Here is a 14,954-nt window from a genome sequence, read left to right as displayed (position 1 = left end):
ATGGCATGGCTTTTCAACTATTATTAAATGTTCTTCTCGCTGTTTGCTGGATGTTTCTCACAAACAGCCTCAGCGCGGCGGGTTTTTTGACCGGATTTATCGCGGGCTTGGCGGCGCTGTTTTTTTTCCGGCGCTTCTTCTCGCGGCCGTTTTACATTTGGAAAATATGGTCGGTCATCAGACTGATGCTGATCTTTATAAAAGAATTATATTTGGCCAATGTCAGCGTGCTGAAAACCGTTATATCGCCGAAACTGAACATCCGCCCGGGCATTTTCGCGTTTAAGACGGAATTGACGGAGGATTGGGAGATCACGCTGCTCTCGCTGTTAATCACTTTAACACCGGGTACGCTCGTGATGGATATCTCCGATGACCGGTCGATTCTCTATATACACGCCATGGACATTGAAGATGCGGAGAAAGCGATCCATGACATCCGCGTCTCTTTTGAGAAAGCCATTCAGGAGGTGAGCCGCTGATGTTTACGTTTATTCTGCAATTATCACTCGGCATTATGGCGGTTTCGACTCTTCTGTACGTCATTCGCGTCATAAAAGGGCCTACGATACCGGACCGGGTCGTCGCGCTTGATGGGATCGGCATTAATCTGATTGCCATGACCGCGCTTGTGTCCATTCTCTTAAACACATCGGCCTTTTTGGACATCATTCTGCTGCTCGGCATTTTATCGTTTATCGGCACGATTGCCTTTGCTAAGTTTTTGGAGAAAGGAGAGATTATCGAAAATGATCGAAATCGTTAAATGGGCCGTCGCCGTTTGTATTCTGATGGGATCGCTGATCTGCCTGGTCGCGTCTTTCGGCACACTCAGGCTTCCTGATGTGTATACGCGCGCCCACGCCTCTTCAAAAGGCTCGACACTCGGCGTTAATTTGGTATTGCTCGGGGTGTTAGGCTACTTGTGGATGCTGACCGGAGAAATTTCTGTAAAAATACTGCTCGGCATCATTTTTATCCTGCTGACGGCGCCGGTCGGAGCGCACCTCATATGCAGGGCCGCGTACAATTCGGGAGCGGCGCTTGATAAAAGAAGCGTTCAGGATGATTACAAAGGGATCAGAAACTTTGTGATCAAACGAAAAGAAGATTCATATTTGTAAAAACAAACAGCCGGACGATTCAGGGTTCCGGCTGTTTGTTTATTTTGTTATAACAGCCAGCGTGCAGCGAGAAATACAGATCAGCCTTTCCCGTTCATCGAAAATGTTAATCTCGTACACAATGGTTGCCCTGCCTGTGTGAACGGGTTTCGCAATCGCCGTGACCGTCCCGCCCTCTTTCACGGATTTCAAATGATTGGCATTAATCTCAAGCCCGACACACGCCTGGTTCGACCGGTCGATAAAATGCTGGGCCCCGACACTTGCAACAGTCTCTGCCAGCGCTGCTGACGCGCCACCATGCAGATATCCGAAAGGCTGCACCGTCCTCTTATCCACCGGCATTACCGCTACGCATCTCTCCGCCGTGTTTTCAGTGATTTCAATACCGAGTGCGCCGAGCAATGTATTGTTCAGATTCATAGGTCATTCTCCCTTCAAGATTTATAGTACGTTGTCTGACTTGGCGATCAGCACCGCTTCAGTTCGGGAGCCGACATTCAGCTTGTTAAAAATGGATGTCAGGCTGTATTCAATCGACCGCTTGCTTAAGTGAAGCGCATCTGCGATTTCCTGATTGGTCAAACCTTTTTCGACCTCTTGGAGAATATGGCGCTCTCTCGGGGTTAACCGATCCTGCTCACTTTGAGGGGAAGAAGACGTTTTTGTTTTTTGCTGGGTCATCAGCTGTTTGAAATAGGAGAAATCAACTAAAATCTGTCCGTTGAGCACGTGATATATGTATTGCATGATTTTCTCTTTAGATTCGGTTTTGCTGATGGCGCCATGCAGGCCCGCGCGGATGGATTCTTCAAAATAATCTTCAACCTCATAGCCTGTGTAGACAATGATTTTACAGAGAGGATTCTCTTTTAAGATTTTCTTGGAAAGCTCTATGCCGCTGATGTCATCACCCAGATTTAAATCCATTAATATGAGATCGTAAGCTGAAAAATCATGCCGGAGAACGAATTGTTCACTGGCGTCAGGACTGAGGCAATCGACAGAAAGATTCGTGTCCGTTTCCAGAATCGTCTTGGTGCCCTCCATGACAGCCGGATGATCATCAATCACTAGTATCTTTTTCATGGTTTCCTCCCTTTTACTCACTCATTTCCATTTTATTAAAAAGACTTGGCTTCTGCCAAGTCGATTTGGTGATAAATTGGTTACAATTCCATTTCAATATCTACTTTAAAACCGTTTCCTTCACTTGTGTCGATTTTCATCCGTCCGTCAAGCGCCCGGACGCGCTCCTTAATACCCGAAAGACCCATGCTCATCGACTGCCCGCCGCCTTCTTCCTGATTGCATCCGACACCGTCGTCTTCATAATGCAGAATCACTTTATTTTGAATGCTGATCAGCATAATCAGCACCTCATTCGCCTGTGAATGCTTCATGGCGTTCGAAAGAAATTCCTGAATGATGCGGTACAAATTCAGCTGCGTATCCAAATCCAGAGCCGCCGTAAACCGGCCCGTATTCAGACGGATATGAAACGGCGCACGCTCCTGCTGCTGCGCGGCAAGCTTGGATACCGCCTTGACCAGACCCAAATCATACAGCAGCTGAGGACGCAGCTCATGGCACGTCTCCCGGGTCATCAAAATGACATCCGACATCTGCTCATTCATCTGATGAAGCTTGTCCTGCACCTCTAACTGGCAAGGCTCCTCTTTCTTAAAATCGGCCAGAAACAGCTCACACTGGCGCTTCAAAGAAATCAAGTCCTGCAGCACTGAATCATGCAGATCACGGGCCAAATCCGAACGCTGCTTTTCCTCGATCGTAAACATCAGCTTTTTGAGCCAGACCGGGTTTGAGCCTTGTTGTTTTAGATCTTGTAAATGGTTCATGAGTTCTTCGATCTGTATCACGTTTTCCATAGAGACACTCGTATAGAAAGACAATGTTTTCAGCCATGAAATCTCATCCCGTGTCAGTCTCGGTGTATTAATGGAGGACAAACAAAGCAAAACATAAGAACTTCCCCCGCGTTCTCCTATCTTGATTAAGAAACCGCGGTTTAGCTCAATGATTTTTCCAATCTCTGAAGTAACCTTCTTAAATTCTTTTGAATACATTTCCCAATCAGGTTCATTATCCCTTTTATCATGATATAAAATGTCACCCTCAGAGGTAACTTCAAAGACATAAGCTTTACTGACAAGTAGAACATCCAGAATCGTCTTTTTTAGTTCTTTAAACATTTGTTTTAAAGATGTTATGCTTCTGATAAGCTGAGTATATTTGAATATACTATCTTGATAATTAAATTTTTCAGAAAAACGTTTTAACCGAAATTTATAATCCATTACTTCTTTAAAATAAAAAATGACAAATATCATAATAAAGAAAAATACAGTTTGCTGAGCAGGATTCATTTGTATATCTATTGACTCGAACCAAGCTGAAATCCCAACAATAAAAAGGGCTGGAACTAAGGCAAGCAAGCCATAGTACCTCATCCTGCCTAAAATGAATTCAATATCAAAAATTTTGTTAGCTACGAACTGGTATACCAACCCCAATGGGATAAGCACGAGCAGGGATGCCGCTGCCAACGCATCTAATATATAACTTCCTGTCAAAATAATTGGGATTACATAAAAAAGCAAAAAGGGCAAAAAAGAGAGCGTGTTTGTTAAAATTAAAATCTTAAGAATATAAGCATGTTCTGAATACTTGAATTTATACAGATGATAGAAAACAGATATAAATGCATAGAGAGTCACGAAGAAAAACGATACTAAATTTAAATTTGTTGTGAAGTCATATGAATAAATATGTCGAAACGGTTCGTTTAAGAGATTAATTATCGGTATGATATATAGAAAAGAAATCAAACGATTGGCAAATTTTTTACCTAATTCCTTGAAATACTCTTGAATAAACTGGAGATAAAATATAGGTGAGGCAATGAAGGTAAACAAATTTATATATCTGTTAAATTCATGACCTCTTGAGGGACCACCAGCACTCATATAAGCTATTGAGATATCTAACAGGAAGAGAATTAGGACATACCCAGCTATCGATTTTCTGGTTTGACTCACCTTTACAATATAAAATATGCATATTAAACTCAAAAAATAAAATACAAGGGGAAGGACAAATAAAAAGTAACTGTAGTATCCATTTAAATTAACAATATCAAAATCATCTAAATGAATTTGCTGTCCATTTCTTTTTATATCTAAGCTCTTAACGTGATAGAGAGTATCCCCTTTTAGATATTTTAAAGATGGTTTTTTATTATTAATTTTGACAATCATATCACCTTGTTTTAAACCTACAAATTTTCCATACGAGGTTTTTGACATTTCAGCAACTTCGAGTACTTTATGCTTATTTTCTACAATTTTCGTGCCTACAATAATTCCATTTATGTTAATAAAAGCGACATAACAAACATAGATAACACTTAAAATAATAATGGATATTGTAAATGGCTTTATAAGCTTCTTCAAGATTTACACCCTTCGCTTATTATTCATTATCCCATTTTTTATTGTCCGCACCCATCATTAAATAATTCTCAAACCCTTTAATGATAATTTGGGTTTGTATAGAGTCATAACCGATAAGGCTAGCTTCATTGCTTTTCAGTTTCTTTAATACATCAGGATAATTCAAAAAATAATTTATTAAATTCTGCATCTTCATCATCCTTCTTATTATTCTTATTATTCAACAAGTGTTTTTTTATTATTTTTATCTTCTTTATATCTAAATTTAAATTTTCAACTTCAGTTTCACACTTATGCATGTATAGTTGGTATAAAACCGAAACATATTGAGATGCTCCAGAATCATACAGCTTTTGGATAAACTCTTTTTTATTAAGCCGCAGTTGCGAATATAATTTTTGATCTGAGAATATACAAAGCAATTCTTGAGAAGACTTATTAAACAAGCGCTTAAGATATAAATTAATCAATGTATGTTTATCTTTCAGAATATCACTAGTATTATCCTTAAAAATAGCATGATAATCGCCGGAAATTTGTTCAAATATCCCTTTATAATAGGAATAACTTTCAACAGATTTATTGAATTCTCCAGTTGCTAAAAGCGTACCAGTAACATTTGCTAACGCAAATAAACTTCCGCATTTTAACTTGATTACCTCTAAACATTCATCTTCTGTCTTTGGTTTATTGATCAAATCATCATGTTGACCCTGCATTGCATCTTGAATATATTTTAATACATACTTAATCACTAAAGGATTCGTACTAATCGAATTAATGCTTTGCAATCCTGCTGTGTATAATGAAAATGCTGCACTTAATGCTAGTGAACGATCTATCTTCATCCAAGGAGCATCTCGATTATCCTCATCTTCCAGATCATCAATTATATCGGAAGTAAGTGTAAGAATTTCAATAGCGGCACCTAAGTTCACTGCGGTTTCTTGATTTTCGCCGTCAAAGATCACATAATGCAAAACAGCTGATTCAGCTAGAGAAAAATTTTTTTTTGGTTCAATAAAACTGAGAAGGAGCTGCATTAGATGTTCATTAAATATGTTCCGCTCTATTATACTCTTCATTCTATTCTTGATTTGGTTGGCATCTAAACATATTTGCTCAATAATTGTCTTCACCCTCCCATTCTATTTTACTAAATGCAGGTGATGAAAGACAGCAGGTTTTTCGTTTTTTAACAATCGTATAATACTTTATCCATGAAATGGATAAAAAATGCACAAAAAAAAGACTTGTTTCCAAGTCTTTTTAAGAAATTTTCATTGCATATGAGAATTTATCGAGCTGATCAATGCTTTTGTTAATGTTTCGTAATGAGTCGGTTGTTTCTCTGATATCATTTTCAAGTCGGAATAATAATTGCTTTACTTCTTCTAATTTGTTTTCCACCGTTTCCACACTCCTTTTTTTGAAAGATCAATGAATTGTGTATGGTGAACGAGTCCTAGGTATTTGATCTGTTACTAATAGTGTAAACGTTTTTGCGGGATTTTTCACCGAAAAGTATGTGTAAAAGTATCTGCGTGACACCGCAAACCGTGGTAATTCCATAGTCCCGAATGGAGCATTTAGCGAACAGGACTATATAACTACCAGAAAGGCAGACGTTTAGGATGAAGCAGACCAATCTGGCGGTTCTGCTGTTTTTTTAACGGTTTTCCGACAAACCGGCAAGGACTATAGTCCCTGACGTCGCAATTTCAAAACAGAATGGGCGAACAGCGTCGCATAACCACCGACAAACACCGAAAAGACCGCAACCCCCGCATTGTGGTCTTTTTGCATGTCATAACTCGTTATCACGCCGCCTATACTCATGTATAACGAATGTTTTCTCAGGAAGGAGGCCGCCGTATGCATTATGTGTATCCATGCTGTCCTGTTTTCGCCGCGCCATACCGGCATCCTGCGCCCAGTGCCCCGGTTCACGCAGATATTTTGACAGCGTCCGCAAAAGAGGCTGCGGGCATGCTGGAGGATGCGCGCCTGCTCCTTGCGCGGCTGTCGGCGTCAAAAGAGCTTGCGCGCCGCATTCTCACCGCAGCGCAATCATCTGACACCGCAGCGGTCAAGCGGCTCATTAAGCAGACCGGCATCAAAAATGACTTTGACGTGACGTATAATCCCGACGGCATCCGTGTCAGTCTGATCAGAGAGCAAAGCCGGTTTATCATCGCCCTCAGGTGGTCGGCTTAAAGCGGCTCAATCCACAATCAGCTGCCGGCACCATTCGATCGCCTGTAAGTAACAGTCATACGCTTCTTCTTTGTTCAGTTCTTTTCCCCACTCGTCACAGTCCCAGTTGTTGCATTCAATGGCTTTGACGAACGCGAGCATCTTATAATAATCGTTTTCATAACCGAGCAGCGCCTGTCCGACTTCATCGATTAAAGGCAGTTCTTTGATGATATCCTCCAGCTCCCTGTGGAGAAGCGTATCGATGAGCGAAAACATGCCGATCAGCATGTAAGAAGAGGGCTGGGGCCTTCCGGTTCTTTTCGCCAGCAGTTCGCACAGTTTGGCCCTGATTAAGGAAATCTTAATGATTTCTTTTTGGCTTGAGTGGCTTTTCGCCGTTAAATCTCTGAATGAAAGAATGTAAATCAAGCGCTTAATCTCATTCAGCCCAAGCATCATGATGGCCTGCTGGATGCTGTCTATCTTTTTTTTCAGCCTTGTTTGCGATCCGTTTAAAAAACGCAGAATCTGATACGATAAGCTGACGTCCCGCTCTATGTATTCCGTCACGCGCTGTATATTGGGCTGGTCATTGTTTAATTCGCTTAAAAGCTGGTAGTAAGAATGAAAATGAAACGTCAGATCATTTCCGCTGATGACACGCGGTTCACTGAAAAAATATCCTTGAAACAGGTGAAAGCCGTCTATGGCCGCCTGTTTATAATCTTTTCTCGTCTCCACTTTCTCCGCTAAATAAATCAGACTTTTACAGCTGTACGTCTGAATGATTTTTTTGCGCTCCAGACGCGAGGATTGCAAAAAGTCGATTTTTAAAATATCAATATATTTCATCAGCTGTTCCACTAACTCTTCATTTTCCGGATTGATGGCGTAAAAATCATCAAGTGCTAATGTATATCCTAATTTCTTCAGCTGTCTGCATCTTGAGATGAGTGCCGGAGTGATCGGTATGTCCTCAAGAATTTCGATAATAAGCTGGTCAGGATCAAAGGAGGTAGGGAGATCTGAAAACATCAGGCTTTCTGTAAAATTCACAAAGCAGCGTTTCCCCTCAGTCAGCTTTTCGATTCCGATGTTGATAAAGCTGTTAATAATGAGATCCGTCGTAGCTTTATCTCCATCAGCGGCCGAATAACGGTTCTCTTCGCTCTCCCGGTAAAGAAGTTCATAAGCAACAACCTGTTCGTTTCTGTTGAAGATAGGCTGTCTCGCAACAAACACCTTCATTCATTTACCCCCTTAGATGCGGCCTTCGAACATAAGTATATCAAATAACTTGACGAAATTTGTCTAAATGTGAAAAATATTATCACAACAAAAAGGCCTTTCCAGAGAAAGGAAAGGCCGCTTTGTCTTCTATTCAAGTTCCCGTTTCAGCTTGCTTTTGATTTCATGAATCCGCTGCATCTTGTTGCTCCAGCAGTCTTCGCTTAAATCGACCGGATATTCTTCCGGCTTGCTGATCCGTTTGTATTCCTCCCACAGAAGTTTGAGGTTATCCTGCACGTATTGCTGGATGTCGGTAATTTCGGGATTATCATAGCATAAAACGCCGTTTTCAAAGATCGGCTCATGCAGGTCTTTCGCATAGAAATCAGTGACGAATTTGCTGACGAACGTGTGGACGGGATGGAACATTTTTAAGCGTTTCTGATCATTTACCCGCTCGTCATAAAGCGCGATATAATCACCTTCCGAGTGGTGATTCAGCTTGTTGATAATCCGGTATACTCTCTTTCTTCCCGGCGTTGTCACTTTTTCAGGGTTTGACGAAATTTTAATGGTGTCAGTCAGTTTGCCGTCCTCTTCAATGGCGACAAGCTTGTAAACCGCGCCGAGGGCCGGCTGATCGTATGCGGTAATCAGCTTCGTGCCGATGCCCCACGTATCGATTTTCGCTCCTTGGGATTTCAGATTTAATATCGTGTGCTCGTCAAGATCGCTTGAAGCAATGACCTTTGCGTCTGTGAAACCCGCTTCATCAAGCATTTCACGCGCTTTTTTTGACAGGTACGCCAAGTCCCCGCTGTCCAGGCGGATGCCGATGAAGTTGATCCGGTCGCCGAATTCCTTTGCGACTTTAATCGCATTCGGCATGCCCGAACGGATCGTATCGTACGTATCTACGAGAAATACGCAGTCTTTGTGGGTCTCCGCATATTTCTTAAATGCCGTATATTCATCGCGGTACGCTTGTACGAGCGCATGAGCGTGCGTGCCGGATACCGGTATATTAAAACGCTTTCCGGCTCTTACATTACTCGTTGCGCTGAAGCCGCCGATCAGAGCCGCTCTCGCTCCCCACATAGCCGCATCCATTTCATGGGCGCGCCGCGTTCCGAATTCGAGGGCGTCTTCGTCACCGACAACGCCTTTAATGCGGGCCGCTTTCGTGGCGATTAATGTTTGGTAATTCACAATGTTAAGCAGAGCCGTCTCAATCAGCTGGGCTTCGATCAGGGGCGCTTCGACCCGCATAATCGGTTCGTTGTTAAAAACGAGCTCGCCTTCTTTCATGCTGTAAAGAGATCCGGTAAAAGAAAGATCCCGTAAATAATCAATGAAATCATCAGCATAGTGCAATTCCGTTTTTAAATAATTCAGATCGCTGTCGGTAAATTTGAAGTTCTCCAAGTATTCGATTGCTTTTTCTAAGCCCGCAAATACCGCATAGCCGTTTTCAAAGGGAAGCTTTCTGAAAAAAAGCTCAAAAATCGCTTTTTTCTCATGAATGCCGTCTCTCCAGTACGTTTCGGCCATATTAATTTGATAAAGATCTGTATGTAAAGACAAACTGTCGTCTTTAAAACCATGCTCCACCAAAATTATTTTCCCCTTCCTTACTCTGCCACTTGCGCTCCGATGCTGTTCTTAAAATGGGACAGGGCCCATTCATGCCCTTCCGGATTAAAGCTGGCCACAGCGTTTTGATGAATGACGATCTGAAAGCCCTTGTTGTAGGCGTCAACCGCCGTGTGAAGAACGCAGATGTCCGTGCACAGGCCCGCAAGATGCAGCTCAGTGATCTGCCGTTCCCGCAGTTTCAGCTCTAAATCCGTTCCCGCAAAAGCAGAATATCTCGTTTTTTCTATATAATTTACGTTTTTTGCGTGTTTATGTTTCTCATAAAGAGGCGATAGCCTTCCGTACAGCTCTTTGCCCTCCGTGCCGTTGATATTATGCGGAGGAAACAGGCGTGTCTCGGGATGAAAATCATCGTCTGCATCATGCGAATCTACCGCAAAGACAACGTAATCACCGTTTTCTATAAATGCTTGCGTCAAACTGACAATCGTATCTTCAATCTGTCTCGCGGGTTCTCCGCAGGTTAATGCCCCGTTCTCTGCTGCAAAATCATTCGTATAATCAATGCATATAAATGCTTTTTTCATAGCCGGCCTCCCCGCCATTCATATGAAAACCATTATATCCTATCTCCACTTGTAAGTGAATTGGCATTGTAAAATGACAAACGGTGTTTTGCCCTTTTAAGATTTCAGGAGTGAGCGCTGAAAAATGTCATCCTGTACGTAAATGCCGTCAAGGTTCACGGCATAATCGGCGGCAAAAACCAGGCCGAGCGGCGTTTCGAATTGAAGGTCCGATATGACGGAGCTTCGGACACCGGCAAGTGCGGCAAGCTTCATATATGGTGAATAAGCATGATACGGGAGCCTTCCGTTTATATAGAGCACCGCGTCTTTTCGGCTTTTCAGCGCCTGTTTCACTTCTTCATAAGGCTGCTTTTGCAGCACCTGCCCCTTCGTCAGGGCAATGATGACTCTTTCACGCAACGAGCCTAAAAATAAATGGCGTTCATCCGGTTTCGTCTGCAGAGGGCCGTACATCCCCTGCTGTAAATAAAGGTCAACCGTTTTGTCGCTCATCGGCCTGTCCCTCCTCAGCTTGTTTTACAATTATCTCCCCGGACGGGACGCGGTAAACCGCTTCGTTACATTTCAGCCACCCAATGGGAGATCTTGCCGGCGAGCTCTCCGGCGGGCTCTTCTTCAATCAGCTTGCTGAATGATTGTAAAAGCCGCTGCGCCAGCGCCTTTTTCTCTTCCTCATAGGAAATGATCGTGCTCCACTCAAGTTCCGGAACGGCTACAAGGGTATGCTGTTCTTTTTTATTTTCATGCAGATATACATCACCGATCATTCCGGACTGCACGGTAATATTCGCTTTTCTGATTTTCATAAAAATTCCCCTTTTATAAAGACTGATTCTATTATACTACAAAAAAGCGACAGCCTCCTAAAAGGAGGCTGTCACGCGTTAAACCAATCAGGTTCGTCAAACACATCGATGTCTTCAAAGCGCGTTTTGCTGAATTTATTAGTAACTTTGATAAAATCTCCGGAATGAAACGCCCCTGCCCCCGCGCCTGAGTGGTCAACGGCTTTGGGAGAAATGGCAAACACGTCACCGAAGCTCGCCGCAGCGTCTCCGGCTAAACTCATAATATAAATCGGTCCCACAATTGCAGGCATACCCACACCTCCGCTTTTCTTTACAGCATTTTATGCGCTGCATCGGGAGTTGTGCCCGTTTTTATTTCGGCTTGCGGCTGTCTTCGAGCTTTGACCGCTGACGAAGTTTGATAAGCCGGACGATATTTAAGACGAAAGCTTTTAAAACCGCGTAAACCGGCACGGCCAGAATCATTGCGAGAATGCCGCCGAAACTGCCCGCTCCGATAAGCAGAAGAATAATGGTGAGCGGGTGGGTATTCAGCCGTTTCCCGATGACAAGCGGAGAAAGCAGGTTCCCGTCAAGCTGCTGGACGACAACGACAACAATAACGGCAAACAGCGCCTTAGCCGGCGAATCCATAAACGCGATAATCACCGCGGGCGCCGCCCCGAGAAACGGCCCCAGGTACGGAATGATATTGGTGACGGCGATCACCATCCCGAGAATTAACGCATACTGCAGGCCGATGATCCAATATCCGATAAAGCATGCCGTTCCGACAAAGAGACAAATCAGCAGCTGGCCTTGGAAATAGGCGGCCAATGTGACATATAAGTCGTTAAATATTTTCCTGCCTTCCGCCCGGTAGGAAGAAGGCAGGATTTTGACCGCCAAGAGCGGAAACCGCCGGCCGTCCTTCAGCATATAAAACAAAATGAACGGAACGGTGATCACGACAAGCGTGATATTCGTAACGACGCCGAACACGGCCGACAGGCTTGCCGTAATATTTTGCGGAAGGCTTTGTAAAAATCCCGTCAGAGACTGCTGGATTTTTTCTATCGACACATAATCCTGCGTCATCATCCACGTAAACCATTTGGAATGGGATAATTGCGCCGTCAAGACTTGAATCTGATGAATGTAATCAGGGAAATTGTTAATCAGCCCCGTGACCTGGGAAGCCACAATCGGTCCGATGGCGGTGAACATAAAGGCAATCAGGCCGATGAAAACGAGATAAATGAGCAGGATCGCTAATGTCCGGGGGATTTTTTTCTCAAGCAGGCGCACGATCGGATTAAAAATGAAAAACAAAATGCCCGAGATCAAAATCGGGAAAAACAGAGTGGTGATAAAACCGAAAAACGGCTGAAAAATAAACGAGACTTTCGTTGATACGTAAATAATGAGCAAAACGAGCAAAATTTGCAGCGTCCAAAAATGGACCTTTGATTTCAACAAGCGGTTTCCTCCTATTGTTATGTGAACTTGTACTGTGATTGTACCAAAAAAAGCCGCCGTGCATCTATGTATCTCAAAAAGAAGACGCACCGGGGTTCTATAGAGCCGCCTCCGGTTTGCGCCTTATTCGGGCTGTTACACGCGTTCGGTATAATCAGGCATGACGGAAACCACATGGCGGTTTCTGATATAAAATACACGGTCATGCGTTTCTTCAATGGCGATGTGATCCGGAGTGGCATCAATCAGCCGTCCTCTGATAATGCGTCTGACGGTTTGAATAATAAACCTTGAGCCGATAAGCTTATGGATGGTCTGATAAACGTAAGGGTCCACTAACGAGACGATTTGCGGGCTTCCTTGATGGGCCATTTTCGCTGATCCCCTTTACTATGTTTTCCTTCAGCATATGCAGCGGACAAAGGCTTTGACACAGTACGTCTATCGGAGCGGAAAAGGTGTTAGTGAGCATGCGGAGTTATGTAAGCGGAAAAGGCCGCATGAGTGGCCTAGACTGAGCTTCTTATGGGATATTGGGCTTGGTCAATTAACTGATCAAGCTTTTGGATTTGTTTGAGCGCGGCCGTGTGATCCATTTGGCGGTAATGGTGATGTCCGCCGGGTTCTTCATCGAGTTCATCCGCTTGTTTCACGATTTGCTGGAGCGTATTCTTGTCCAGTTCGCCTTCAGGCAGATAGGAATCGGTGTGAAGCAGAATCGCCAGCGCAATGTCCTTCGCCGCTTTCGGTTCTTCACCGAGCCGGATGAGCAGCTTATGCGCCCGTTCCGCGCCTTTAATGGCATGGATATCGTTTCTTCTGTACTTTTCATAATCCCATTTGCCGTCTGTGTACCATTCATAATGGCCGACGTCATGCAGTAAAGCCGCTTTCGCCGCAAGATCCGGGCTGACACCTGCTTTTACGGCAAGACGGTATGCATGAAACGCGCAGGCGATCGCATGGGCGACACCGGAACGCTGTAAATACTTTTGTGCGATTGGATGGGTGAAGACATCCATTAACGTTACATTTCTCATGGAAACCCCTCCTTATTTATATTTTTAGAATCCTAACATAAATCGAGAAGAAACTCAATTCATCTGATACATTTCTTATACCCCTTATACGTTGTTTCATTCATCATATGCCGCCGGACTCCGAAGTGATTGTACAAACAAAAAAGAGCAGCGTGAAAGCTGCTCTACAAAAATTCTTTGATATCGTATATCCGTCCGTTTTCCGGCTCGCCCGCGATCAGTGAGTGAATGACGCCGGCGATGTATTCAGGACTTCTGAGGTTTTTCGTTTCTTTCAGATTGCGGAACCGTTCGATGTCATGGAAATCTTCTTTTGACGAAGAACGGATGACAGCCTGCATGTCTGTATCCATCACTCCCGGCGAGAATGAGATCATGCGGACCGGCAGTTCTTCATCTTCCTGTTCAAACCCGAATGTTCTCGTAAACATCTCAAGCCCCGCTTTTGAGCTGCAATACGCGCTCCAGCCTTTATAAGGATTTTTCGCCGCGCCCGATGTGATGTTGACAATTGTTTTGCTGCCGCTGAACGCTTCGAAACGCTTTGTGAACATTTGGCTGAGCAAAACGGGCGCCGTCAGATTAAGGGTGTAATGGCGGTTCAATTCTTCGGCGGAAGCCTCTTTCGCCCGCTTGATCGGTTCCACCATTCCGGCATTGTTGATCAGTGTGACGGCGGAGTACCCCTTCTCCTCTGCTTGATCAAGAATCGCCTTCATCTGCCGCCCGGTATCTGCCAGGTCGGTTAGATCAACACTGTATTCTGTCAGTCCCTCGCGCTTTTCCCCGCTTATCGTTCTTGAAAGCGCGGCGACTTCGGCTCCTTCTTGAAGCGCCTGTTCCGTAAGCGCCCGGCCCAAGCCTTTTGACGCGCCTGTTATAAGAAAAAACTGCATGAAACTCCTCCTTTTTTTCTTATTTTACGGGCTGTCTTCCCGCAAACACAAGCGATCCGTTTACCGCTTTGCCTTTTCCTGCGCCGTGACTTTCGGGATCAGATAGATCATGGCCGCAATCCCGAGGAGTATCAAGACGGCATAAATGACAGGCAGCAGAAAAGAAGTCTTTTTCTCTTCCGTTTCCATATCTGCCGAGGTACGCCTCACCGCCGGCTCGGCAAATGTGATACCCAGTTTTTTCGATTGCGCTTTGATCGTATTCGGCTCCGTGTCTGACGATGTAAACAAATTTGATATCAGTTTGTCATCCGGGTTTTCGGCCGGCTGATCAAAGGTGATATCCTTCTGTTCTTTCGGAAGCGCCGTTTTTTCCTCAGAGTAGGCATCGTCGTGCAGGTAATCCGTACGAATTTCAATGTCTTTCTTTTCATATTCATTCGGCTTGACATCAGTATTTTCCTCATTCGCGGCTGCGGCTTGGGGAAGGAAAAGGAAAAAGGAGAGAGCAAACAGCAGCAATCCTTTTTCCATGAACG

The 14,954-nt window shown here is 44.0% G+C and carries 20 protein-coding genes; 4 read left to right on the top strand and 16 right to left on the bottom strand.

Annotation, left to right across the window (positions count from 1 at the left end; genetic code table 11):
- Positions 1–5: 5 nt before the first annotated feature.
- The 3 genes from K3G25_RS14370 to mnhG are packed head-to-tail and all read left to right on the top strand — an operon-like array spanning position 6 to position 1,124.
- Positions 6–482, top strand: coding sequence for a Na+/H+ antiporter subunit E (locus tag K3G25_RS14370; RefSeq protein ID WP_022553708.1), 477 nt, complete (start codon positions 6–8; stop codon positions 480–482).
- Positions 482–766, top strand: a complete 285-nt coding sequence (locus K3G25_RS14365) for a Na(+)/H(+) antiporter subunit F1 (RefSeq protein WP_012118311.1) — start codon at positions 482–484, stop codon at positions 764–766. The genes K3G25_RS14370 and K3G25_RS14365 overlap by 1 nt, the downstream gene beginning before the upstream one ends.
- Positions 750–1,124, top strand: coding sequence for a monovalent cation/H(+) antiporter subunit G (gene mnhG / locus K3G25_RS14360; protein WP_003152056.1), 375 nt, complete (start codon positions 750–752; stop codon positions 1,122–1,124). The genes K3G25_RS14365 and mnhG overlap by 17 nt, the downstream gene beginning before the upstream one ends.
- A 39-nt stretch (positions 1,125–1,163) precedes the next feature.
- Here the strand turns inward: mnhG and K3G25_RS14355 are convergent, their stop codons facing one another.
- The 5 genes from K3G25_RS14355 to degQ all read right to left on the bottom strand — a co-directional run bounded on the left by K3G25_RS14355 (position 1,164) and on the right by degQ (position 6,007).
- Entirely contained in the window at positions 1,164–1,547 is a 384-nt protein-coding gene (locus tag K3G25_RS14355) for a hotdog fold thioesterase (protein ID WP_053574130.1), read from the bottom strand.
- A 21-nt stretch (positions 1,548–1,568) separates the two neighbouring features.
- Positions 1,569–2,213, bottom strand: a complete 645-nt coding sequence (locus K3G25_RS14350) for a two-component system response regulator ComA (RefSeq protein ID WP_003152052.1) — start codon at positions 2,211–2,213, stop codon at positions 1,569–1,571.
- Positions 2,214–2,293: 80 nt separating this feature from the next.
- The gene (locus tag K3G25_RS14345) at positions 2,294–4,597 is read right to left on the bottom strand and encodes a sensor histidine kinase (RefSeq protein ID WP_040238945.1); all 2,304 of its coding nucleotides are present in this window, start codon (positions 4,595–4,597) and stop codon (positions 2,294–2,296) included.
- A 152-nt stretch (positions 4,598–4,749) separates the two neighbouring features.
- Complete coding sequence (locus tag K3G25_RS14335) at positions 4,750–5,736, bottom strand: class 1 isoprenoid biosynthesis enzyme (protein ID WP_269195024.1); 987 nt, start codon at positions 5,734–5,736, stop codon at positions 4,750–4,752.
- A 130-nt stretch (positions 5,737–5,866) separates the two neighbouring features.
- The gene (gene degQ, locus K3G25_RS14330) at positions 5,867–6,007 is read right to left on the bottom strand and encodes a degradation enzyme regulation protein DegQ (protein WP_003152043.1); all 141 of its coding nucleotides are present in this window, start codon (positions 6,005–6,007) and stop codon (positions 5,867–5,869) included.
- 465 nt (positions 6,008–6,472) lie between these two features.
- Here degQ and K3G25_RS14325 point away from each other — a divergent pair, with 465 nt between their 5' ends.
- On the top strand, positions 6,473–6,814 hold the full coding sequence (locus K3G25_RS14325; RefSeq protein ID WP_015418107.1) for a YuzC family spore coat inner layer protein: 342 nt from the start codon (positions 6,473–6,475) through the stop codon (positions 6,812–6,814).
- 6 nt (positions 6,815–6,820) lie between these two features.
- On the opposite strand, the gene K3G25_RS14320 is transcribed toward K3G25_RS14325, so the two are convergent.
- The 11 genes from K3G25_RS14320 to essA all read right to left on the bottom strand — a co-directional run bounded on the left by K3G25_RS14320 (position 6,821) and on the right by essA (position 14,949).
- Positions 6,821–8,044 (bottom strand): EAL and HDOD domain-containing protein, encoded by a 1,224-nt coding sequence (locus K3G25_RS14320; protein WP_015418108.1) that lies wholly within the window; start codon positions 8,042–8,044, stop codon positions 6,821–6,823.
- Positions 8,045–8,173: 129 nt separating this feature from the next.
- Positions 8,174–9,640 carry a nicotinate phosphoribosyltransferase gene (locus K3G25_RS14315; protein WP_014305722.1) on the bottom strand — a complete coding sequence of 489 codons (1,467 nt, stop codon included), beginning with the start codon at positions 9,638–9,640 and terminating at the stop codon, positions 8,174–8,176.
- A 17-nt stretch (positions 9,641–9,657) separates the two neighbouring features.
- A complete protein-coding gene (locus tag K3G25_RS14310; RefSeq protein WP_232489362.1) occupies positions 9,658–10,209 on the bottom strand; it encodes a cysteine hydrolase family protein in 552 nt (183 codons plus the stop codon).
- Between the two features lie 96 nt (positions 10,210–10,305).
- The gene (locus K3G25_RS14305; RefSeq protein ID WP_003152031.1) at positions 10,306–10,704 is read right to left on the bottom strand and encodes a YueI family protein; all 399 of its coding nucleotides are present in this window, start codon (positions 10,702–10,704) and stop codon (positions 10,306–10,308) included.
- 65 nt (positions 10,705–10,769) lie between these two features.
- The gene (locus tag K3G25_RS14300) at positions 10,770–11,018 is read right to left on the bottom strand and encodes a YueH family protein (protein WP_003152028.1); all 249 of its coding nucleotides are present in this window, start codon (positions 11,016–11,018) and stop codon (positions 10,770–10,772) included.
- 71 nt (positions 11,019–11,089) lie between these two features.
- Positions 11,090–11,311, bottom strand: a complete 222-nt coding sequence (locus tag K3G25_RS14295) for a spore germination protein (RefSeq protein WP_014418768.1) — start codon at positions 11,309–11,311, stop codon at positions 11,090–11,092.
- Between the two features lie 61 nt (positions 11,312–11,372).
- Positions 11,373–12,479: an AI-2E family transporter gene (locus tag K3G25_RS14290; RefSeq protein WP_014418769.1), complete on the bottom strand. Its 1,107-nt coding sequence runs from the start codon at positions 12,477–12,479 to the stop codon at positions 11,373–11,375.
- A 135-nt stretch (positions 12,480–12,614) separates the two neighbouring features.
- Positions 12,615–12,851: a DUF2642 domain-containing protein gene (locus K3G25_RS14285; protein WP_014418770.1), complete on the bottom strand. Its 237-nt coding sequence runs from the start codon at positions 12,849–12,851 to the stop codon at positions 12,615–12,617.
- A gap of 137 nt (positions 12,852–12,988) precedes the next feature.
- Entirely contained in the window at positions 12,989–13,519 is a 531-nt protein-coding gene (locus tag K3G25_RS14280) for an HD domain-containing protein (RefSeq protein ID WP_007613450.1), read from the bottom strand.
- Positions 13,520–13,683: 164 nt separating this feature from the next.
- The gene (locus K3G25_RS14275) at positions 13,684–14,415 is read right to left on the bottom strand and encodes a (S)-benzoin forming benzil reductase (protein ID WP_021495370.1); all 732 of its coding nucleotides are present in this window, start codon (positions 14,413–14,415) and stop codon (positions 13,684–13,686) included.
- 60 nt (positions 14,416–14,475) lie between these two features.
- On the bottom strand, positions 14,476–14,949 hold the full coding sequence (gene essA / locus K3G25_RS14270; protein WP_021495371.1) for a type VII secretion protein EssA: 474 nt from the start codon (positions 14,947–14,949) through the stop codon (positions 14,476–14,478).
- Positions 14,950–14,954 lie beyond the last annotated feature (5 nt).

It is taken from the genome of Bacillus sp. FCW2 (assembly GCF_021228595.1).
In the GTDB taxonomy this organism is placed as follows: Bacteria; Bacillota; Bacilli; order Bacillales; family Bacillaceae; genus Bacillus; species Bacillus velezensis.
This window is presented reverse-complemented; position numbering and strand designations above follow the sequence as displayed.

Coding starts and splice junctions, on each gene's coding strand:
- K3G25_RS14370 (WP_022553708.1), top strand. CDS start 6: ATGGCTTTTCAACTATTATTAAATGTTCTTCTCGCTGTTTGCTGGATG.
- K3G25_RS14365 (WP_012118311.1), top strand. CDS start 482: ATGTTTACGTTTATTCTGCAATTATCACTCGGCATTATGGCGGTTTCG.
- mnhG (WP_003152056.1), top strand. CDS start 750: ATGATCGAAATCGTTAAATGGGCCGTCGCCGTTTGTATTCTGATGGGA.
- K3G25_RS14355 (WP_053574130.1), bottom strand. CDS start 1,547: ATGAATCTGAACAATACATTGCTCGGCGCACTCGGTATTGAAATCACT.
- K3G25_RS14350 (WP_003152052.1), bottom strand. CDS start 2,213: ATGAAAAAGATACTAGTGATTGATGATCATCCGGCTGTCATGGAGGGC.
- K3G25_RS14325 (WP_015418107.1), top strand. CDS start 6,473: ATGCATTATGTGTATCCATGCTGTCCTGTTTTCGCCGCGCCATACCGG.
- K3G25_RS14320 (WP_015418108.1), bottom strand. CDS start 8,044: ATGAAGGTGTTTGTTGCGAGACAGCCTATCTTCAACAGAAACGAACAG.
- K3G25_RS14310 (WP_232489362.1), bottom strand. CDS start 10,209: ATGAAAAAAGCATTTATATGCATTGATTATACGAATGATTTTGCAGCA.
- K3G25_RS14305 (WP_003152031.1), bottom strand. CDS start 10,704: ATGAGCGACAAAACGGTTGACCTTTATTTACAGCAGGGGATGTACGGC.
- K3G25_RS14300 (WP_003152028.1), bottom strand. CDS start 11,018: ATGAAAATCAGAAAAGCGAATATTACCGTGCAGTCCGGAATGATCGGT.
- K3G25_RS14295 (WP_014418768.1), bottom strand. CDS start 11,311: ATGCCTGCAATTGTGGGACCGATTTATATTATGAGTTTAGCCGGAGAC.
- K3G25_RS14285 (WP_014418770.1), bottom strand. CDS start 12,851: ATGGCCCATCAAGGAAGCCCGCAAATCGTCTCGTTAGTGGACCCTTAC.
- K3G25_RS14280 (WP_007613450.1), bottom strand. CDS start 13,519: ATGAGAAATGTAACGTTAATGGATGTCTTCACCCATCCAATCGCACAA.
- K3G25_RS14275 (WP_021495370.1), bottom strand. CDS start 14,415: ATGCAGTTTTTTCTTATAACAGGCGCGTCAAAAGGCTTGGGCCGGGCG.
- essA (WP_021495371.1), bottom strand. CDS start 14,949: ATGGAAAAAGGATTGCTGCTGTTTGCTCTCTCCTTTTTCCTTTTCCTT.